Here is a 21956-nt window from a genome sequence, read left to right as displayed (position 1 = left end):
TTCACTCTCCGACTTGAGTATTAAAACTCGCCTTGGAACCATTTTGTAACACGGTTCCACCAACTCCCCTCTGCATCTACTTTCGACTTCTGTGCATTCATCGATTGTAGTGAACGGCCGTATTGTAACAAACCTACCGCCGTTGCATATGCAGGGTCATCCACATAATCTGTTAATCCCTTAATGCCAATTGGTTTCCCTATTCTTACTGGCATTTGGAATATATCTTCTGCGACTTCTTGTGCACCTTGCATCTTGGCGCTACCGCCTGTGATAACAAGACCTGCCGCAATTTGATCTTCAAAACCTGAGCGACGTAATTCTTCTTGTGCAAGCTCAAACAGTTCTCTAAATCTTGGCTCTACCACTTCAGACAAAGTATGACGAGACATTACCCGAGCAGGACGCCCACCAACACTTGGTACTTCGATGGTTTCTTCACTTGATGCCATTTGGCTCGACGCGAAGGCATATTGTACTTTCAGAGACTCGGCATGCGAAATAGGTGTTCTAAATATTTTTGCTATATCGCCTGTGACCTGATTGCCCGCAACTGGGATCACGGCAGTATGACGCAACGCTCCATTCACATAAATCGCAATATCCATGGTGCCACCACCGATATCTAATACCGCAACACCTAGCTCTTTTTCATCTTCAGTCAACACTGAGTAACATGACGCCAAGGCGTTAAACGTTAATTGGTCTACCTGTAAACCACAGCGTTCAACACACTTTTCAATATTCTTTGCCATGTCATTCGAACACGTAATGATATGTGCTTTCGCTTCCATCCTTACGCCACTCATACCCAGAGGGTTTTTGATCCCCTCTTGCATGTCGATGCTATATTCTTGCGGCAATGAGTGCAGCATTTTGCGTTCGGCAGACATAGGCACAGAACGTGCAATGTGAATAACATTGGCAATATCATCGTCTGTGACTTCAGCATTGTTTATTGCCACCACGCCACTTTCGTTTTGACACTGAATATGTTTGCCTGAGATCCCCAAATAAACCGAGCTTATTCTGCAATCGGCCATTAGCTCTGCTTCATCTACAGCGCGTTTAATAGACTCAGAAACGAGGTCTAAATCGTTTACCCCGCCCTTATCCATGCCGTGAGACTCTTGGCGTCCGACACCGACAATACTAAGTTGATTGTCCACAGTGATCTCCCCAACTGTGGCGACGACCTTTGATGTGCCAACATCTAATCCAATCACTAAGTTTCTTTCTGCCGACTTTGTCATGCTTCACTCTTGTTATTTTGTTGTTCTTGCTGCTCAGTAGGTTCTTTCCAACTCACTGCCAGTCCCGTGTCGTAGCGTAAATCAATGACATCGATTACTTTACCTTCAGGGCGTTCCATACGTGGATACACGTCGATAAAACGTTGTACTCGTTTGGCTTTATCTTCACGCCCTAAATTTAAGCGGATCCCATTGTCCAGCCATAGCTGCCAAGCAAATCGTTCTGAAAGCGCTAAACTTTCCAACGTAAACTGATTTACCGCCAACAAGGCTTTAAACTGCTTAAATGTTTGCCATGCTTCTTCAGCACTTCCTTCAGGGCCATATAATTCAGGCAGCCCTTGCGGCAATTTGTTACTACTCGCTTGGAATACTTCGCCATCATCATTGAGTAATGAATCGCTATTCCAATGCGCAACCGGCTGATGTTCCACTACATAGACTTGCAGCGTATCCGGCCATTGTTTTCTGACTGACACTGTCGCAATCCAAGGCAAAGACTTTACCGCCTTGTGGACTGCTTTTACATCAAGCTCAAAAAAACTATTTAAATCTGCGGTTTTAATTGCCGCCACAATGTCATCTTCATTGGTATAATGCGGTTTACCGAGCACTTTGAGTGTTTTTATTTGCGCATCATGATGTGCAACTAACCAATCACTTACCCAGTATGTTCCTCTTACCAATGTAAAAATCACCACAAAGAAGAAGCTAAGTCCCCAAAAAAGGGGCCAGTTCACTCTTGAACCGATCAGCTTCAACCCTGCCAAAAATGCTCGCATATTAAAGCGTTTGCTCCAAAATGCGAACAACTAATTGTTCAAAACTTACACCCGTTGCTTTTGCTGCCATCGGCACCAACGACTTTTCAGTCATACCAGGTACAGTATTTACCTCGAGTAGATAGAAATGACCTTGCTCATCTTGCATGGCGTCAACACGTCCCCAACCAGTGGCACCAACCAATTCAAAAGCGTGCTTTGCCATCACTTGTAATTGCTCAGTGTGTGCAGCGCTAATATCCGCCGGACAATAATACTCGGTACTGTTGACTTGGTATTTCGCTTCATAATCGTAAAAACCACGAGGCGTACGCATTTCAATAACAGGCAATGCCTCTTTAGCGAGCATAGACACGGTAAACTCGCGTCCAGTGATCCATTGTTCAACGAGAACTTGATCGTCAAACTTAAAGGCATTATTTAATGCCGCAGTCAGGTTTTCTTCGCTGTCTGCCTGAGCCATACCTATGCTTGAGCCTTCGTGACTTGGCTTTACCATGACTTTGCCAAACTCAGCGATTAGCGCCTTAGCATCAAAACCCGTCTCTTTGCTTACGACAGCATAAGGTGCCGTACTTAACTTGGCAGACTGAAATAGATGCTTACAGCGGACTTTATCCATCGCAAGCGCACTACCAAGTACACCGCTTCCTGTATATGGTATTCCCATAAACTCAAGCGCACCTTGAATAGTACCATCTTCACCGCCACGGCCATGCAGTGCAATGAATACGCGATCCACACCTAGGTCTTTAAGTTGCCATAAATTACGTTCTGCTGGATCAAAAGCAATCGCATCTATACCTTGATTAACGAAGGCATTTAGCACTGCATTACCAGACTTTAGCGACACCTCTCGCTCTGCTGAACTACCGCCAAGTAATACGGCTACTTTTCCAAACTGACTACTCATAATTCACTCTGTTTTAACTGCGCTATCGATAGCCCGGTGGCGGCTAACTGCTTCACGATTTGACCTATATTGCCGGCCCCTTGCGTCAACACTAAATCACCATCTTCCATGGTGCTTGCCAACACTTTCGCCAATTCACCATGGTCACTGATATGGATCGGCTCAACGCCACGTTGACGGAGACTACGGCACAAACTTTTACTATCCGCACCAACGATAGGCGCTTCACCGGCACTATATACATCTAACAGCAGTAGTTTATCAACATCGCAAAGCACTTTTACGAAATCTTCATATAAATCGCGTGTTCGACTATAGCGATGTGGCTGATAAATCATAACCAAACGCTTATCAGGCCAACCAGACTTAGCGGCTTTTATCGTCATCGCAACTTCAGACGGATGGTGACCATAATCATCAACCAGCATCACCTCACCCACTTCATTATTGAATGAGCCGTAATGCTGGAAGCGACGTCCTACACCTTCAAAATTGGCTAGCGCCTGATAAATCGCTTCGTTTTCAATATTGTGATCTTTTGCAACCGCAATAGATGCCAGCGCATTCAATGCGTTGTGCTTACCTGGCATATTTAGCTTCACTTCAAGTAACTCACCGTCTTTGGTTCTGACTTTAAAGTGTGATTCACTTTGTGTTTGCTTGAAGTCCAATAACTGATAATCCGCATCGTTAGCCTCACCATACGTGATTGTCGGCCTTGCAAAGCGTGGCAATAATTCTCTCACGACTGGCGAATCGATACACACCACCGCCAGACCATAAAATGGTAAGTTATGGATAAACTCGATGTAGGTGTCTTTCATTTTTTCGAAGTCACCCTCGTAAGTATCCATGTGGTCTTCTTCGATATTTGTTACCACCGACACCATCGGCTGCAAATGCAAAAACGATGCATCACTCTCATCCGCTTCTGCGATAAGGTATTCACTGCTGCCCACTTTGGCATTACTACCAGCACTATTGAGCAAGCCACCGATAATAAAGGTTGGATCCAGCTCAGCCCGCGCAAAAATACTCGCAATCAGGCTCGTCGTTGTGGTCTTACCATGTGTTCCAGCTACCGCAATCCCGTGACGAAAGCGCATCAACTCGGCGAGCATTTCGGCGCGACGAACGATTGGCGTACGGTTTGCCTTCGCCGCTTGGATCTCTGGGTTTTGGTCGTTGATTGCACTCGATACCACAACCACATCGGCCATTTTTACATTTTCAGCTTGGTGGCCGATAAAGATCTTGGCGCCCATATTTGTTAACCGCTCTGTCATCGTACTTTTGGCGATATCTGAGCCTGTAATTCGGTAACCTTCAAAGGCCAGCACTTCTGCAATCCCACCCATACCAGCACCACCAATCCCGATAAAGTGGATGGTGTTGATACGTCGCATTGCTCTTCTGCTTGAAGCTTCCATTTAATATCCTAGTTCGATAATTCTGTACAAATTTGGGCAACTTTCGCTGTTGCCTCCGACTTACCGCATTGTCTCGCTTTTGCTGCCATGGTCGCAATTTTTTGCGGCTCAATAACAAGTGGCTGCAGTGTCGTTGCTAGCGTTTCTGGCGTCAGTGCAGTTTGCTGTAATATATAAGCAGCCCCAGCCGACACTAAAAATTGCGCGTTAGCCGTCTGGTGATCGTCAACGGCATGTGGGAAAGGCACAAAAATCGCCGTTTTCCCAGCTGCGGCTATTTCACTCACGGTAAGCGCACCGGCACGGCAAATAACCAAGTCAGCCCAAGCGTATGCGGCATCCATATCATGAATGAACTCGCTGACCTCAGCATTAATGCCTGCACTTTCATATCGTTGTTGTGTATCGTCTTGGTTATGTTTACCGCTTTGATGGCGAATATTTAATCCGATACTGGCCACCTGTAGCTTTAGTAACTTGAGTCCTTCTGGCACGGTTTCATTCAGTGCTTTTGCTCCCAATGAACCACCGACAATTAATAGATTTAACGGCACTGAAACGGGTTTATCGCTAATCTCAGCAACACTTGCACGTACCGGATTCCCCACAACCTGAGCGAGCTTTTCATTGAATGCGCCGGGAAAACCCGCTAATACGCGACTTGCAATTTTCGCCAGCAACTTATTGCTCATACCCGCAACCGCATTTTGCTCATGGATCACCAAAGGGATCCCAAGCAGTTTCGCAGCAACACCTACAGGGCCAGTTACATAACCGCCCATGGCTAACACCACATCAGGTTTGCGCTGTTGTAAAATACGCTTTGCTGCAAGTATCGCTTTTAAAACCATAAATGGTGCGGTTAGTAATCGTTTGACCCCGTTACCACGGACGCCTTTCATGGCAATAAAATCAATTTCAAAACCGTAACGCGGCACCACATCGGCTTCCATTCGGTCCGCAGTGCCAACCCAGCTCACTTGCCAAGCCTGCGCCTGTAAAAATTGTGCCACTGCAATACCTGGAAAAATATGTCCACCTGTACCGCCCGCGACCACTAGAAGACGTTTTGTCATCGCCTACCTCCACGGGATGTTGCCTGCCTTGTCGACATTTTTGTCTCAAAATCTATACGTTGTAGAATGCCTGCCGCAATTGTCATCACCCAAAGGCTAGAGCCACCGTAAGAAACAAATGGCAGTGTTAAACCTTTAGTGGGTAAAATGCCAGCGCTCGCACCAATATTAACGACTGCCTGAAAGGCAAACCAAATACCAATGCCCAAGGCAAAATACCCTTCGTATTCTTTACCTGCTTTAAGGGCCTTTTGCCCGATAAAAAGCGCTCGAGTAACCAATACGCCGAGTACAATAATAATGCTAAATACCCCAATAAAGCCCAGTTCTTCCGCTATTACAGCAAAAATAAAGTCATTATGTGCTTCCGGCAAATACTGTAGCTTTTGTATGCTATTACCCAAGCCTTGACCAAACCAGCCACCTTGGCCGTATGCCATTAGGGATTGTACCAATTGATAACCGGCGCCAAATGGATCTTCCCAAGGGTTTAAAAAGCCCACGACACGCTTCATACGATATGGCTCAATGATGATAAGCAGTACCACCAAAGAGACACCGGTAAGCATTAAGGTAAAAAACTGCCAAAGCCTTGCACCGGCTAAAAACAACAGGCCAACGGTCGTCACAAACATGACTACCACAGTACCTAAATCTGGTTGCATCAAAATTAAGAACGCATACACCGCAAACACAATCATTGGTTTGGCGAAGCCTTTGATGTTTTCTTGTACTTCATCGCGTTTACGTACCAAGTAGCCGGCAATATAGCTGAAGAAAAATAGCTTAGATGCCTCTGCTACTTGCAAACCAAAAGGACCAAGCGGGATCCAGCGTCTTGCACCATTTACTTCGCGACCAATAATAAGTACCGCCACTAACAGTACCAAGCCAAAAAGCAGCAAATATGGATTACTGCGTTTCCACCAAGTCATTGGCACACTTGTCGCGAACCAAAAGAGAATAAACGAGCCCACTAAAAAGATAACGTGGCGAATGGTAAAGTGAAAAGGGTTATCAAATAGTCGCTCGGCAACCGGCATAGAAGCACTTGTCACCATCACAAATCCCACTCCAATGAGCATGAGCATGCAGTACATCAAAGGTACGTCAAATAAGCTCTCGGACTGGCGAGGCGTTAGCGCCTCTTTGATATCAGCGACGTTAATCAAGCATGTTCCCCCACTAAACGGACGAACTCATCCCCACGCGCCATATAGTTTGGATACATGTCTATGCTGGCGCAGGCTGGTGCTAATAATACAATATCACCATTAGTCGCTATCGTTTTTGCCGCCAACACGGCTTCTTCCAAATTGTTGACTTGATGGCTATTGCGCAGCAGTGGCATAAACTGTGCGCCGTCTTGTCCGAAACAAAATAGCGCTTTGCAATGCGTAGTGAGTGGCGTCTTGAGTGGTGAAAGATCTGCCCCTTTCGCATCACCACCCACGATCAAAATAATATTTTTGCGACCTGAAGCTAAAGAATCAATAGCGGCGACCGTCGAGCCAACATTCGTTGCCTTCGAATCGTTGAAGTAACGAACCCCAGCAACATCGGCAACCAACTGACAACGATGAGGTAACCCCGTGAAACTCGCAAACGCGCTGGCAAATACCTGCATAGGCAATTGCATCGGCGCTAATAATGCTAATACCGCCAAGGCGTTAAATTGATTATGTCGCCCCACCATCGCCAACGTTTTTACCGCTAGCAGTGGTGTTTGTTTGTGTGCGAAATACGCCTCACCGTCAAAGGTCATTAAGTGATAATCCCCCTCAGTGAGAGATACACTGCTGCCTTGCCCATGCTGCGCAAAGGTATAATGATCTTCAGCATTAAAGACAATATGTTCAACATGCTGGTAAATACGTTGCTTCGCTTCAATATAAGCTTGAAAATCAGGATAGCGATCCATGTGATCTTCAGTAATATTGAGGATCATTGCCGACAAACAAGCCAAGCTATGAGTGGTTTCAAGCTGAAAACTAGACAGCTCAAGCACATAAACATCATGCGGCTGCTCTAACAACGACAGCACAGACGTGCCAATATTGCCGCCAAGCCCAACTTTTAAGCCAGCGGCTTTCAATACTTCTGTCGCGAGCGTAACAACGGTGGACTTACCGTTAGAGCCCGTAACGGCAATCACTGGACGGGTATTGAGGCGTGCAAATAGCTCAATATCGCCGATGACTTCAACGCCTTCGGCAATGGCAGCGGCAACGCTTTGTTCAAATAACGGGATCCCTGGGCTGATGATAATCAGATCCGTTTGCGCCAAAGCGGCATCAGCAAGATTGCCAAATACCGCTTCACATTCAGGTGCGTTGTGACTTAGCCAGTCCGAGCCCGGAGGTACTGGACGACTATCAACCACTTTTGGATTTATACCGTGCGACAGCAGAAAACGCACAATCCCCTGTCCTGTGACTCCAAGTCCCAGTACCGTGACATGTTTTTTCTGTAATTGCTCAATATACGTCATTATCTAATCTTCAACGTCGCAAGACCGGCCAAAACCAAGATAATCGAGATGATCCAAAAACGGACTATCACGCGCGGCTCAGGCCATCCTTTTAATTCGTAATGGTGGTGAATCGGGGCCATTCTAAAGATCCGCTGACCTCTGAGTTTGTAAGACCCTACCTGTAAAATCACGGATAATGCCTCCATCACAAATACACCGCCCATAATGATAAGCACTAACTCTTGGCGTACTAAAATAGCGATGATCCCGAGTGCACCACCCAACGCCAATGAACCCACATCGCCCATAAAAACTTGTGCCGGATAGGTGTTAAACCATAAGAAACCAAGGCCTGCACCAACAATCGCCGTACATACCACAACCAGTTCACTCGTGAGTGGTAAATGAGGAATATGCAGATAGCTTGAGAAATTCGCGTTACCAGTAACGTAAGCAATAATCGCGAGTGCTGAGGCAACCAAAATGGTCGGAACAATGGCAAGACCATCCAAACCATCAGTCAGGTTAACTGCGTTTGACGTACCCACAATCACAAAGTAACTCATGACCAAATAGAACAAACCAAGTTGTGGTAATACATCTTTCAAAAATGGCACGACTAGCGTGGTTTCCGCAGCGCTGGTAGACGTAAAGTACAAAAATGCCGCCGTAGATATCGCAATAACCGACTGCCAAAAGTATTTCCAACGTGCAATTAGGCCTTTACTGTCTTTTCTGATCACCTTGCGGTAATCATCCACAAACCCAACAATACCTAAGCTGCCAATGACAAATAACGTCACCCATACATATTTGTTGCTAAGGTCGCCCCACAGTAGCGTACTGGTAAAGATCGCAGCCAGAATTAACAGTCCACCCATAGTTGGGGTACCCGACTTAGACAAGTGCGATTCAGGGCCATCATCACGTACGGTCTGACCAATCTGCATGCGCTGTAATGCAGCGATGAGTTTAGGGCCAAAATACAACGAAATCATTAAGGCCGTTAAAATGCCTAAAATCGCCCTCAACGTAAGGTAAGAAAATACGTTAAACCCAGAATAATATTGGGTAAGATACTCGGCTAGCCAAACTAACATGATACTTCTCCTGTCTCGCTATCCGACTGGCCAGCGTTTACTAATTCTTCAACGAGCAGTTCCATCCGCGCACTACGTGATCCTTTAACGATAACGGTGCATTGTCCTGATTGCTCGGCCAATACAACCCGTAACGCCTTCATTAAGTTCTCGCGAGTCGAGAAATGACGATTTGGCTTTTCAAATACATTGCTAGCGCTGCTACTCAGCACCCCCAATGAAAACAATTCATCAATGCCTTGCTGCTTAGCATACTCGCCGACTTCACGGTGATATTCGCGAGCATCTTCACCCAGTTCTGCCATATCACCCAACGCCAATACTTTATAGCCAGACATAGACGCCAGTAAATCAATCGCCGCGTTGACAGATTTCACGTTTGCATTGTAGGTGTCATCGACGACACGCAACGTGTCCGAGACTTGGATCATGTTGACACGGCCCTTTACTTCAGCCATTTTTCCAAGACCCGTTGCCACCTCACTTAAGCTTGCGCCAAGCTCGGTTGTCAATGCAGCCGCAATCAACGCATTGCCAACGTTGTGCTGGCCACTAAGCGGTAAACTAATGGTGGTACGCTCTTCTCCCAGGCATAGCGTGAAGGTAGGGCGAGCTAGCTCATCCAACTCAATTGCTTCCACCCAAATATCAAGCTGAGCATTTAAGCTATAACGTTTCACTTTAGAAACAGCTAAGCTTTCCTGCCACATCTGAGCATAATCGCTATCCGCATTGATGACTGCGACACCGTCAGCTTTTAGGCCTGAGAAAATCTCACCTTTCGCTTTTCCTACGCCATCAATTGAACCAAACCCTTCGATGTGGGCTGGTGCGACGTTACATACTGTCGCCACGTCTGGACTTACTAATGCAGTGGTATAAGCAATTTCACCCAAGTGGTTAGCGCCGAGTTCTATCACCGCATATTCATCATCTTCACTTAAGCGCAATAACGTCAACGGTACCCCGATGTCGTTATTAAAATTACCTTTCGTCGCAAGGACTTTGCCTTTTTGCGCCAAAATCGCCGCACACATTTCTTTCACTGTGGTTTTACCGACACTGCCGGTAATTGCAATGGTTTTAGGGGCGACAGTTTCAATCACTGCTCGGCCAATTTGGCCTAAAGCAATGCGCGTATCTGTAACAACAAACTGTGGTAAATCGATATCTTCATCGTGCTCAGAAACAATAGCTGCGATAGCACCGTGTGCTTTGGCCACCCCCAAGAAACGGTGGCCGTCAAAGTTAGGCCCTTTAAGTGCTAGAAATACCTCTCCAGACTGTATTGTTCTGGTATCAGTATTAATATTGGCGACTGCCAAATTCTCCCCGTCGTAAGGGGTTTTTAAGACTGCTGCAAGCCAAGAAAAATCCATCTTGATCATGCCTTTTCCCCTCGTAAAATCGCTGCAACGCATTGCCTATCACAAAAATCAATGCGCTCAGTACCTATAATTTGATAATCCTCGTGCCCTTTCCCCGCAATCAGCACCACGCTGTTTTCATCAGCTAGGTCTATCGCGTGTTGAATGGCTAGCCCTCTATCTGGCTGGCAGACAGCATACTCAGGGTGGATGAGTCCTGCCTTAACGTCGTCAATGATTAAATTGGGATCTTCGCTTCGTGGATTATCACTGGTGATCACCAGTTTATCTGCATATTTCTCTGCAGCTCGCGCCATTTCAGGACGCTTACCTTTATCTCTATCACCACCGCAACCAAACACACAGATAAGATTGCCCGGAACATGTGCTCGCAAGGCTTGTAGTGCAAGTGCCAAAGCGTCTGGGGTATGGGCATAATCAACAATACACGTAGGCTTTTCAGGGGCACTAAATGGCTGCATGCGGCCTGCAACTGGCGCGAGCTGGCTGCAAGCTTCGCTTAATGCTTCAAGACTTGCGCCTTGCAATAGTAAAGTCGCAATCGCAGCAGCTAAATTATAAAGATTAAACTCACCATACAGTGGCACACTGACTTCACATTCACCCCAGCTGGTTTTTAATGTCGCCGTCAAACCATTTGGGTGTGCCGACACGGCATCAAAGAATACATATTGTTGGTAGCTATTTTTTTCAGTCCAGCGACCGTAAACAACCACTGTATCGTCATTAAACTCAGCGGCCCAACTTGCACCCACTTCATCGTCAATATTGATGACTTTGTGATTTGGCGCACAGCGAGTGAATAGCAGTTTCTTAGCTTCTGCATAGCTTTGCATATCACCGTGATAATCTAAGTGATCGCGCGTCAAGTTGGTGAAAACAGCCACATCAAAGTCGCATTCGTCAACTCGACCTTGCACCAAGCCATGGGAAGAGACCTCCATCGCGACTTGATCATACTGTTGCTGTAAAAACGCCAAAATACGTTGTAAATCTACGTTTGACGGCGTGGTGTTTGCCAGCGGAATAAGACTCTCTGGCTGGCCATAACCAAGCGTACCTATCACAGCCCCGGCACTACCGATTAGGCTGGCTAAATTGGCAATCATCGCTGTCGTGGTAGATTTACCATTGGTGCCAGTAACGCCTGTGAGTTTGAGCTTTTTACTCGGGTATGCATAAAACTGCGCTGCAATTGCTGCCAACTTATCAGCAAGATTATCGATAAAAATCGCTTGCTCTGGTGCAATATTAAGCTCACTTCCCGTTTCTGCAAGCACACATTTAGCGCCTTGCGCAACGGCACTGGCGGCATATTTAGCACCGTTTTGGGCATGACCTTGTAATGCAACAAAACAATCACCCGGCTCAACCGCTCGGCTATCTATACGTAGATGCTCAACCTCAATTGGGGCAATATTGACACCGTAATCACTGAGTACCTGAGCCAGATCACGCATCGTTATCTGCTCCAGAAATATAAGCCACACGCTCTTTATCAGGTGCTACGTTTAGAATTCTCAATGCATTAGACATGATTTCAGCAAAAGCAGGTCCTGCGGTTTGACCGCCATAGTAAACGTCTCCCGCTGGTTCATTGACCATCACCACAACCGCAAGCCTTGGGTCGCTTACTGGTGCAACGCCCGCAAAGTAACCAACGTACTCATCACCATAGCCACCCGCCACGGCTTTTTCTGAAGTACCTGTTTTACCAGCGGCACGATAACCATCAACTTTAACATTACGAGCGGTACCACCACGTTCGAACACAGATTCCATCATCTCTACCACAGCATGCGTATCTTGCTCGCTAAAAATACGCTTACCTTCAGGAATTTCATCCTGCTTCACTATTGTAAGTGGTCGCAAGATACCACCGGCTCCAAACATGGCGTAAAGTCTTGCCATTTGTGCGGTGCTTACTGATACCGCATAACCGTAAGAGAGTGTTGCGATTTCAAAATTAGACCAACGGCGGTTTGGATAAAATAGACCTGCGCTTTCACCAATCATGTTTGAGCCCGTTGGCTCACCAAAACCCACTTGTTGGTATAGATTGATAAAATACTCTTTTGGCAGCATCTGCGAGATCTTCGCAACTCCCATGTTACTGGAGATTTTAAGGATCTCTCTTAAGCTCAGCTCACCATTGTTGCGAGTGTCTTTCACTAAGCCACCGCTTAAGTTCATCCAGCCCGGATAAGTATCTATCGTGTCTGTTGCCTTAACTGCACCATAATTTAAACCAGCCAATACCGCTAAAGGCTTTAAGGTTGAACCGGGTTCAAATAGGTCAGTCATAGCACGATTGCGACGTTTATAAGGTGCGGCAGTACTTAGATCGTTAGGATTAAAGCTTGGGCTATTCACCAAAGCTAAAATTTCGCCAGTGTGTACATCAACAACTATCGCCGAACCAGAGGTAGCTTTATAGCTCAGTACCGCCGACTTTAACGCGCGGTAGGCAATGGCTTGGATCCGTAAATCAATACTCAGGTAAACATCTTCTGGCTCGACACGCTGTTCTTCTGAAAGTACTTGTACTTCACGACCTTGCGCATCTTTTCGAATGGTGCGTTTACCAGCCGTACCGGTTAATGCAGAGTCGAACATACGCTCGACGCCTTCAATACCTTTGCCATCAATATCGGTTACACCAATCATGTGCGCTGTTACTTCGCCGCTTGGGTAAAAACGTTTGGACTCGTCAAGCAAGTGCACGCCCGGCAGGCGCATTTGACGAATATAGTTGGCAACAACCGCCGTCACTTGACGCTTCAAATAGACAAAACGACGGCTTGGGTCTCCCCTAAGCCGTTCATCGACATTTTCTGGTTTGAGTCTGAGTACATCTGCAAGCTCTTTCCACCTGAGCTCATCATCGTACCAAGCTTGTTTCCGTATTTTCAGCTCAGCATCATTTTGCTCTAACGCTTTATAATCTTCACCTTCTTTACGGGCTTTACGTAACACTTTTTTGGCAAGTGCCTTATCAATGGCAAGGGGATCTGCATAAACGCTCACAACCGGCACACTCACTGCCAGCTCTTTGCCATTGCGGTCGAAGATCATGCCTCGTTGGACATTGAGTTTCTCAACCCGTACGGTGCGCTTATCATTTTCTTCAATTGCCTTATCAGGCTCAATTACTTGCAAAAATGCAGCGCGTGCAACAAGCGTCATAAAAACGGTGAGCATCACGCCGCAAACTAGAGCAAAGCGCCAGGTGATAATAGATTGAGTTTTTTGCTTTTGTTTATTCATGGCAGCACAATCACCTGTTCATCTTTACTGGTTGGGCGTTTCATCTCTAACTGCATCTTGGCTATCTCTTCTATCCTTGCATGCTGAGAGTAAAACTCTTCTTCCACAACGAGGTAACGCCATTGTAGGTCTAACTCATCGCGCTGTTGTAATAGCTCATCCTGCTGTATCAATTGCTGGCGAGTTAAATGGGTAATTTGCACTACCGCGAGTGCAGAAATCAAAATCGTAAGTAGCAAGAATGCCGTCAACTTATTAGCAATGATGTAATAGCCTATTTCTACAAATAGATTTGGTTGACGTTGCTTACTTGCATTCATTAGAGCTTCTCCGCCACTCTTAATACTGAGCTTCGCGAGCGTGGATTTTGTGCAATCTCTGCATCGCTAGGCTTAATGGCTTTACCCACTGCCTTTAAGGTGAGATTTTGTTTAAGTTGTTCATCCGTTAAAGGCAGACCTCTGGGTATCGCCTCTCCCTTACTCTGCTTCTTGATAAACTGCTTTACAATGCGATCTTCTAGAGAATGAAACGAGATCACCACTAACCGACCACCAGGTTTTAACACCTCAAGTGACGCTTGCAATGCAGTCTGAATTTCTTCTAACTCGCTGTTAATATAAATACGAATAGCTTGGAAAGTACGAGTTGCAGGATGCTTATGTTTGTCCTTGACAGGCACAGCTTCATCTATCAGTTGCGCTAATTGCGCCGTCGTTGTAATCGCGGTGTGCTCACGTACTTCAATGACTTTACGAGCAATACGAGTGGCAAACTTTTCTTCGCCATACTTTTTGATCACAAACACCATTTCTTCAAGCTCTGCTTCAGCTAGCCACTGTGCAGCGCTGCGACCTGAGTCGGGATCCATACGCATATCCAGTGGCCCGTCTTTCATAAAGCTAAAGCCACGGTCTGCATCATCAAGCTGAGGTGAAGACACACCAATGTCCAACAAGATGCCATCAACCTGACCTAAGATACCGGCTTGTTCCGCGACAGATTTAATTTGCGAGAAGCGGCTTCGCGCTATAGAGAAACGTGTATCATCAGCAAACTTTTCAGCCGCTTTAATCGCTTGAGGGTCTTGATCTATGGCTTGTAAACGCCCAGTCGACAACCTTTTGAGGATTTCACCTGAATGCCCACCACGACCAAACGTCCCATCGATATATATACCTTCAGGGTTAATTGCTAGGGCATCTAGGGTTTCGGTCATTAATACCGAAATATGCTTAAACTCTTCGCTCATTAATTTGTTTACCCCTACAAGGAAAAGTTTTCCAATTCAGGGCTTTCCTCAAAGTTTCCTGAGTGTTCAATTTCGGTATCTGCCTGCATTTGCTGATACCAGCGTTCTTCGTCCCAAATTTCAAATTTATTGAGTAACCCAACTAGCATGATCTTTTTGCCTAATTGCGCATGGGACCGCAATGAAGGCGCCAGTAAAATCCGGCCATTTTTGTCTAGTTGGTATTCTGTAGCATGACCTAGCAACATCCGTTGCCAGCGTCTCACCCTGGGATTGGTGTTAGAGATGCGACTTAGTTTGGTCTCAATTTCTAGCCATTCGGAGAGTGGGTAGAGCCATAAGCACGGTTCGTTGATCGCAATAGTACAAATAACGGTTCCCTGATCTTCAGACAGCAGCGGTTGACGGTACTTAGTCGGCACCGCAAAACGCCCTTTGTCATCCAAAGCTAGCGAACTTGCACCTCGAAACATGCGTGATCCTATTTCTAAGTTAGTTGATCCAGTTTGATCCACTAAAACCCACTTTTTACCACAGAAGAACAGTCTAGGGCTTGACAAGCACTTTTGTCAAGCTCAGTCGGTACCTTTAACACCTTTGAAAGCCAGAAAAATCGCGGGATTTGTGGAAGATCATGAATTTTGTGGAAAAAAGTGGAGAGATGAAAAAATGCCATTTTTTTTGACCGGATAATCACATCATACTTTCAATTTAGAAATTAAAAATTCTATCTGTTAGCCCTTGCTCAGTGATGCTTTTGCAGCTGAATTATTTATGCAAATTTGCTTGGTTGTCCTAACTTGATTCGGTATCATTCGCGCTCTCTGATCAGCTCCATAGGTGGGATTATTCTGAAATCTTCAATACAGTTTCGATTTTATCGCTTACTCGTTCTACTGTGCTTGCCATGTCTGATCATTATTTTATTTCTATTATGTGAGCAACGTCAGCAGGCATTAACACAACAGTCACAACAGGCGCTGCATTACGCCAAACAAGTTGCGGCGATCCAGCAGGTAGAGCTCGCAGATACAGAACAAGTCTTACAGCAACTGTCGACCCGTATTGATCATCTTACCGTAGAGCACGGCAAATGCCCGCCGCTGCTTTATCACGCGATGCTGCTCAGCCCCAACCTAGCTAACCTTGGCATAGTTGACGCACAAGGGAACGTACTTTGTACTACGCATCAAGCAGATCAACGCGAGATCAATATTGCCGATCGTGGTTACTTTAAAACCGCAATGCGCACTGCCCAGTTTAGTATTGGTGAGTATCAAATTGACCGCAGCATGCAGCGTGCAACAGTCAACTTCGCGCTACCAATTTACGATGATAAACAGCAATTTTTATTTATGCTTGTCGCGGTCAAAGGCTTAACGCATTGGAGCCAGACCCTTGCAAAACTGCCTCTTCCTGTTGGTACTCGGGTAATGATTGCCGACGCTAAAGCGCAAATCATTGCGCAATACCCAGCAGCAAATGCAGAACTTGGCCGTGCTGTTAGCAGTTCTTGGCCAAGCAATTTAGGCACACAGGCGACGCTACTAAACACCCCAGAAGGCAATCGCTTGGTGTATGTAAAGCAATCACTCAATAACAGCAACCGAGCGTTACAAATCTACTTTAGTTTCGATTTTGAGTCCCAGTTGAGCAGCATAGATAAGCGTTTTGCACTCTTTCTAGGAATATTTTTGGCGCTTGTGTCTATTTTGTTTTGGCAAACACATTGGCAATTAAAGCAACAACTTTTAAAACCGCTAGGCGCACTCAAGCATGCTATTGCACAACTTGAATCGGGCAAGCAAGATCGCCGTTTTAACGCAACCAAAGTGCCCAGTGAATTTGAGCATATCGCCGAGCGTTTTGCTCATATGGCGCAAACACGCTTAGCCGCTGAAGACAATGCAAATCATAGACTTGCCGTTGTAAAAGCCCTGATTAATGCACTCCCCGATAGCTATGTGCGCTTAGATCAACAGGCTCAGATCTTATCTCGTTATGGCGATTACACAGACAAAGCACAAACGCTTAGGGAATTGCTCCCAGAACATATCTATAAACGGATCCGCGCAGAGCTTGCGCTGTTGAATGACAAAACCTATGTGCAACTTGAGTTTTCACCAACCAGTAATCAAGTGGTTGAATGTCGCCTATGTGCCATTGAGTCACATCCACAGGCGTTGTTGATTTTCCGTGATATTAGCCAACGTAAGCATCAAGAAGAAGCACTAAACCTTGCAGCATTGGTGTACAACAATAGCAGCGAATGTATGATCATCACGGATGCCAATGGCTTTATCTTGGACGTCAACCTTGCCTTTACGCGTGTAACTGGTTACTCACGCTCAGAGGTGCTGGGTAAGTCCACTGCCATGTTAGGATCGGGTCAACATGACCGTAGCTTTTACGAATTGATGTGGCAGCAGCTCAACGAACACGGCCGTTGGCAAGGTGAGATTGTCAACCGTAAGAAAAATGGCGAGCTTTACACCGAATGGCTGACTATTGATAGCGTTTACGATAGCAACCGTGAGATCTACCGCCGCGTCGCGATCTTCACCGATATTACCGAAGTAAAGCGTAAAGATGCGCTGATCTGGAAACAAGCACATTTTGACGAATTAACCGATCTCCATAATCGTGTGGGACTTAAAAAACACTTAAAAAAACAGGTTGCCAGCGGACAACAACAAACCGCCGTGTTATTACTCGATCTCGACAATTTTAAAGATATTAACGACACATTAGGCCATTATTACGGCGACTTACTCTTGAAGTTAGTCGCACAACGTTTAAAGAGTATGGCTCCGCATGCGTTTTTATCCCGCATTGGAGGTGATGAGTTTGTCTTTGTGTTGGAGGATGACGAACATAAAGCAAAGTGCAAAGCACTAGCAGCTCAGATCCAGTCCGCATTCAAACAGCCTTTTGAGATCCAAGATGAGCAATGCCATATCACTGCAAGTATGGGGATTGCCACCGCACCAACAGATGGTAATGGTGCAGAAGCCCTATTAAAGGCTGCCGATCAAGCTATGTATCGAGCAAAGCAGCAAGGTCGTAACGGCTATGTGATTTTTGATGACGCTTTACGCAAAGTCGCAGAATCTAGAATGCACATGCTCAAAGGTATTCGTACTGCACTGCATAACAATCAATTTGAAATGCACTACCAGCCTATCGTATCACTTGACGATAATCGCGTCGCCAAAGCCGAGGCCTTGATCCGCTGGCGACACCCAGAGCAAGGTATGGTGAGTCCCGCAGAGTTTATTCCGTTAGCCGAAGAAACCCAGCTCATTCATCATATTGGCGATTTAGCATTTTCGCAGTCTGTTGATACATTGACACAACTACAGCACTTAGGCCATACAACACAAATTAGCATCAATGTGTCACCGGTCCAATTTGCCGCTAAAAATTGCACCTTAGCAAGCTGGAGTGACAAACTCACAACGCTTGCGATCCCCCCTGAGCACGTGGTTTTAGAAGTTACGGAGGGAATGATGATGCACAATGATAGCCGCACTAAACAACGAGTTGAACGCTTAAAGCAGCAAGGTTTTCAATTTGCGTTAGATGACTTTGGCACGGGTTACTCATCACTCGCGTATCTAAAACAATTAGATTGTCACTTTGTGAAAATTGATAAACGCTTCGTCGATGGCATTGCAACCAATGCAGACGATTTAACCCTATGTGAAACCATTATTTTGATGGCTCACCGCCTAGGCTTAAAAGTCATCGCTGAAGGCGTTGAGACCGCGACTCAGCATCAGCTATTAAAACAGGCTGGATGTGATTTTGGTCAGGGTTATTACTATTCAAAGCCGCTACCACAACGCGAATTTCTGACCTTAATGACAGAAAAAAGCCACATTGCTGTGGCTTAACTGAAGTTACTTAAAATCTAGGTGCTTGGCTTATTCAGTTAAACCAAGCGCAGTCATCATTTTGTTTGCAACGTCCACATGGTGCTGCATGGTTGAGAACTGCTTAGTTACGCCCGCAGGACCAAAAGTATAAACCGGTACTGGCGCTGCCGTATGTGTACCAGTACCCCACACTACACTTTGCTCTGAGGCAATCGCGCGAGCAATTTTTCCGGTGTAATCCTCTTTGGCGTATACATAGAAGTCACTAAAGTCTTCAAACGCTGGGATCATATCTGCGCTATTTTCATCGTATACACTCTGACCGACTTTTGCGGCATTATCTAGCGTCACCGTGTAAGCCGTCATATCTTCAATGGTCGCTTTCCAAGTTGGACCCGATACATTTTCATAGGCTTCATCAGGCGCAGCTTCTGCAAGGATATCGAAGAAAGTGCCTGTTTGCGCGTAAAGCTTGTCTAGTTGCGCAAGTGGACCAAAGTTAAATTTAGGATGGTATTCTTTAGCAACACCATTTACATACATACCATCGCCAGACAGCGTTTGTGCTTCAGGACGCTCATGCTTTGAATAACTAAAGCCAAAACTACCCGTTTCATGGTCTGCAGTCACAACGACTAGCGTATCGTTACGGTCTTTTACCCATTCATGCACAGCTTCAACGGCTTCATCAAATTTAAGCAGCTCATTTAGCATCCAACCTGCATCGTTTGCATGACCCGCCCAGTCAATTTGACCACCTTCAATCATCAAGAAAAAGCCATCTTCATCTTTAGACAAGATATCAAGCGCTTTCACCGTCATTTCTTTTAATGAAGGCTGAGTACAGCTGTTGCTTTGTTGACAAGCTTTGTAAGCAATTGCGTCACTCATACCAGAGTTTGCGAATAGACCTAGTACTTTTTCGCCTTCAAAACTGCTTAATTGTGCTTTATCAAAAGCAAGGCCATAACCATGTTGCTCTTTTGCTTCAACAACTAGGTTAGTTTCATCTCCACGCTTTGAGCTTTTATATACGCTACTAGGCATGCCAAGCGCGTCGAGTTGTGCTTGTACTTCAGCATTGTCAGGCGTGCTCTTTGGTACAAATACGCGAGCACCACCAGATAACATCACATCAACGCTGCCAGAGCGAACTAATTGCTCAGCGATTTCAGCTTCGTATGAACGATGCGGCATATGGGCAGCAAATGCCGCTGGCGTCGCGTGCGTAATACGCGTATCTGAAACAAGACCCGTCGCTTTACCCGCGGCTTTGGCTTTTTCTAAGATAGTCGCTACTTTATTGCCATCGGCATCAAGGCCTATCATTTCTGAGCCTGCTGCAAGGCCGGTTGCTAATTGAGTTGCCGAACAAGCAGAGTCAGTTACTAGACTGCCAGTCGCGCCATGTGGTGCGTTCATGGAAAGGCCTAAATGACCACCCGCAGCAAGTTTAGACAGCGCTGTTTGATTGCCTTTGTTTTTATAAGTTGAGTTTGGCGCGCGCTGAGCATACTCTTCAAGTAAGCCAACTTGCTGTGGTCCCATACCGTCACCGATCATAAGGATCACATTTTTTACTTGTGTCACTTCTTGCACTGGTACTTCTTTGATGACTTCAACTTCTTTGATCACCTCAACGGTTTTTGTATCGTCATCACACGCGGTAAGTAGAATTGCAGAGATAGCAACTGTAAGTAACTTTTTATTCATTGTACTGTTCCTGAAACGTAATATTTGTCTGTAAGGCGGGCACAGTCTAGGCGCGTTACATGACTTTTTTATTTCAGCAAAGTGACAAAAAATATTTTATTTCACAACAAGTTACAATATAACAGTACAATTCAGATACGAAATCATACGCTATACCAATTGTTATTTAGAGTAATCACTCTCGACCAGAAGCACTGGTAAATAATTTAGAAATGGGTCGACTAGATAATCCAAACACAAAAATGCTCAACAGCACCGTTGCCATTGCCACTTGAGTAATTTGCAAACCATTTGGCAACTCTTCGCTGAGTAGCATTAAGGTTAGCACCACCGAAGCCAATCCCTTGGGGCCAAACCAAGCTAACGTAAAGCGCTCTTTGGTTGTCAGTGCACCACCTAACAAACAGAGGAATACCGGGATCAATCTAAACATGGCAGTTGCTAACACTGCGTACACCCAAACCTGCCATTGGGTAACGTTTAGCAGCACTACACTGGCCGACAAACCAAACACAATCCAGATCATAAAAGCCGCAAATTCGGCGAGGTGCTCACCTTCTTCGATAAGCTGATCTTTAAACTCATCACGATAATATTTATCAAACAGCAAACCGCTGACAAATGCAGCAATAAAGCCACTGCCATGCAAAGCTTGAGTTACCGAGAAAACTAAAAAAGCGATGCCAACAAAGAGAAAAGGGCTGGTTTTAGACGCAAAGTAATGATGTTGATAGGCGCGTTTAAGTAACCAAATGATCACCCCAGTCAGTAACCCCGCGACAACGAGTGCAATCCCCACTTCGCGTATAAAAATCCAAGCAAATGATTCGGTCGTCGCTTGCATTCGCTCAGCTAATACTCCCAGTAAAAACAGAAATACCGGAATACATAGGCCATCATTCAAGCCACTTTCCACATTAATTGCCTCACGTAATCTGGTGGGCACAGACTTATCCTGAATGAAGGTTTTGCATAAAGTGGCATCGGTTGGGGTGATGATCACCGCAATTAAAAAGCAAGCCAACCAAGATAACTGGAACAGCTCATGGGCCACCCACGCGCCAAATACCATGGTTAATGGCAGCCCGAGTAATAATTTAACCGGTAACTGAAAGCTGTGAGATAACACCCGTAATCGCGTTTTTGCAGCATCGGAAAATAAATAAATCGCAAGCGTCAACTCAATAATCGGCAACCAAGTTTGTAGGCCATTAATATCTACCGCTAAAGCTTGTTGCCCTCCTTCAATATTACCAAGCACAAAGCCTATCGCCCCGCCCGTTAGCACAAACCACATAGGTGCGGTGAGCTCCGCCCTATCTAGTTGTCGAGCTGTAATGCTATAAATAAAAAGAGAAAGTCCAATCGCCGCAATCAAAGCATAAATCACGTTGCCATTCCTTTACTGAAAACCTGTCGCTGATAACGCGA

At 45.7% G+C, this 21956-nt stretch carries 17 protein-coding genes; 1 reads left to right on the top strand and 16 read right to left on the bottom strand.

The features are described from left to right. Positions 1 to 20: 20 nt before the first annotated feature. From ftsA to mraZ, 14 genes are read right to left on the bottom strand one after another with little or no spacing between them, the layout of a single operon-like run. Entirely contained in the window at positions 21 to 1253 is a 1233-nt protein-coding gene (gene ftsA / locus PNC201_RS02600; RefSeq protein WP_010605798.1) for a cell division protein FtsA, read from the bottom strand. Beyond that, the gene (locus tag PNC201_RS02595; RefSeq protein ID WP_010368642.1) at positions 1250 to 2035 is read right to left on the bottom strand and encodes a cell division protein FtsQ/DivIB; all 786 of its coding nucleotides are present in this window, start codon (positions 2033 to 2035) and stop codon (positions 1250 to 1252) included. The genes ftsA and PNC201_RS02595 overlap by 4 nt, the downstream gene beginning before the upstream one ends. A gap of 1 nt (position 2036) precedes the next feature. Then, positions 2037 to 2948, bottom strand: a complete 912-nt coding sequence (locus PNC201_RS02590) for a D-alanine--D-alanine ligase (RefSeq protein WP_102056079.1) — start codon at positions 2946 to 2948, stop codon at positions 2037 to 2039. Further along, the gene (murC, locus tag PNC201_RS02585) at positions 2945 to 4378 is read right to left on the bottom strand and encodes a UDP-N-acetylmuramate--L-alanine ligase (protein ID WP_102056078.1); all 1434 of its coding nucleotides are present in this window, start codon (positions 4376 to 4378) and stop codon (positions 2945 to 2947) included. The genes PNC201_RS02590 and murC overlap by 4 nt, the downstream gene beginning before the upstream one ends. 8 nt (positions 4379 to 4386) lie before the next feature. Next, positions 4387 to 5454: an undecaprenyldiphospho-muramoylpentapeptide beta-N-acetylglucosaminyltransferase gene (gene murG, locus PNC201_RS02580; RefSeq protein WP_010605802.1), complete on the bottom strand. Its 1068-nt coding sequence runs from the start codon at positions 5452 to 5454 to the stop codon at positions 4387 to 4389. Then, positions 5451 to 6626 (bottom strand): cell division protein FtsW, encoded by a 1176-nt coding sequence (gene ftsW / locus PNC201_RS02575; RefSeq protein ID WP_010368646.1) that lies wholly within the window; start codon positions 6624 to 6626, stop codon positions 5451 to 5453. The genes murG and ftsW overlap by 4 nt, the downstream gene beginning before the upstream one ends. After that, positions 6623 to 7945: a UDP-N-acetylmuramoyl-L-alanine--D-glutamate ligase gene (murD, locus tag PNC201_RS02570; protein WP_102056077.1), complete on the bottom strand. Its 1323-nt coding sequence runs from the start codon at positions 7943 to 7945 to the stop codon at positions 6623 to 6625. The genes ftsW and murD overlap by 4 nt, the downstream gene beginning before the upstream one ends. Further along, positions 7945 to 9027, bottom strand: a complete 1083-nt coding sequence (gene mraY / locus PNC201_RS02565) for a phospho-N-acetylmuramoyl-pentapeptide-transferase (RefSeq protein ID WP_010368649.1) — start codon at positions 9025 to 9027, stop codon at positions 7945 to 7947. Before mraY ends, murD begins: the two co-directional genes overlap by 1 nt. Continuing rightward, positions 9021 to 10415: a UDP-N-acetylmuramoyl-tripeptide--D-alanyl-D-alanine ligase gene (locus tag PNC201_RS02560; protein WP_102056076.1), complete on the bottom strand. Its 1395-nt coding sequence runs from the start codon at positions 10413 to 10415 to the stop codon at positions 9021 to 9023. Before PNC201_RS02560 ends, mraY begins: the two co-directional genes overlap by 7 nt. After that, positions 10412 to 11875, bottom strand: a complete 1464-nt coding sequence (gene murE, locus PNC201_RS02555) for a UDP-N-acetylmuramoyl-L-alanyl-D-glutamate--2,6-diaminopimelate ligase (protein ID WP_102056075.1) — start codon at positions 11873 to 11875, stop codon at positions 10412 to 10414. The genes PNC201_RS02560 and murE overlap by 4 nt, the downstream gene beginning before the upstream one ends. Beyond that, on the bottom strand, positions 11868 to 13682 hold the full coding sequence (locus tag PNC201_RS02550) for a peptidoglycan D,D-transpeptidase FtsI family protein (RefSeq protein WP_102056074.1): 1815 nt from the start codon (positions 13680 to 13682) through the stop codon (positions 11868 to 11870). The genes murE and PNC201_RS02550 overlap by 8 nt, the downstream gene beginning before the upstream one ends. Further along, positions 13679 to 14002, bottom strand: a complete 324-nt coding sequence (gene ftsL / locus PNC201_RS02545; RefSeq protein WP_010368658.1) for a cell division protein FtsL — start codon at positions 14000 to 14002, stop codon at positions 13679 to 13681. The genes PNC201_RS02550 and ftsL overlap by 4 nt, the downstream gene beginning before the upstream one ends. After that, positions 14002 to 14934, bottom strand: a complete 933-nt coding sequence (gene rsmH / locus PNC201_RS02540; RefSeq protein WP_039494187.1) for a 16S rRNA (cytosine(1402)-N(4))-methyltransferase RsmH — start codon at positions 14932 to 14934, stop codon at positions 14002 to 14004. Before rsmH ends, ftsL begins: the two co-directional genes overlap by 1 nt. Before the next feature lie 14 nt (positions 14935 to 14948). Next, positions 14949 to 15407, bottom strand: a complete 459-nt coding sequence (gene mraZ, locus PNC201_RS02535; RefSeq protein WP_010368661.1) for a division/cell wall cluster transcriptional repressor MraZ — start codon at positions 15405 to 15407, stop codon at positions 14949 to 14951. A 327-nt stretch (positions 15408 to 15734) separates the two neighbouring features. Here mraZ and PNC201_RS02530 point away from each other — a divergent pair, with 327 nt between their 5' ends. Next, positions 15735 to 18830 carry a bifunctional diguanylate cyclase/phosphodiesterase gene (locus PNC201_RS02530; RefSeq protein ID WP_233525203.1) on the top strand — a complete coding sequence of 1032 codons (3096 nt, stop codon included), beginning with the start codon at positions 15735 to 15737 and terminating at the stop codon, positions 18828 to 18830. 30 nt (positions 18831 to 18860) lie between these two features. Here the strand turns inward: PNC201_RS02530 and PNC201_RS02525 are convergent, their stop codons facing one another. Together PNC201_RS02525 and PNC201_RS02520 are read right to left on the bottom strand one after the other, a co-directional pair. After that, on the bottom strand, positions 18861 to 20525 hold the full coding sequence (locus PNC201_RS02525) for an alkaline phosphatase (protein ID WP_102056072.1): 1665 nt from the start codon (positions 20523 to 20525) through the stop codon (positions 18861 to 18863). A gap of 175 nt (positions 20526 to 20700) precedes the next feature. Further along, on the bottom strand, positions 20701 to 21915 hold the full coding sequence (locus PNC201_RS02520) for a cation:proton antiporter (RefSeq protein WP_010605810.1): 1215 nt from the start codon (positions 21913 to 21915) through the stop codon (positions 20701 to 20703). Between the last annotated feature and the right edge of the window lie 41 nt (positions 21916 to 21956).

Source organism: Pseudoalteromonas sp. NC201 (assembly GCF_002850255.1).
Lineage (GTDB): Bacteria > Pseudomonadota > Gammaproteobacteria > Enterobacterales > Alteromonadaceae > Pseudoalteromonas.
The sequence above is the reverse complement of the archived record's forward strand: the minus strand, read 5'-3'. Positions and strand labels throughout refer to the sequence as shown.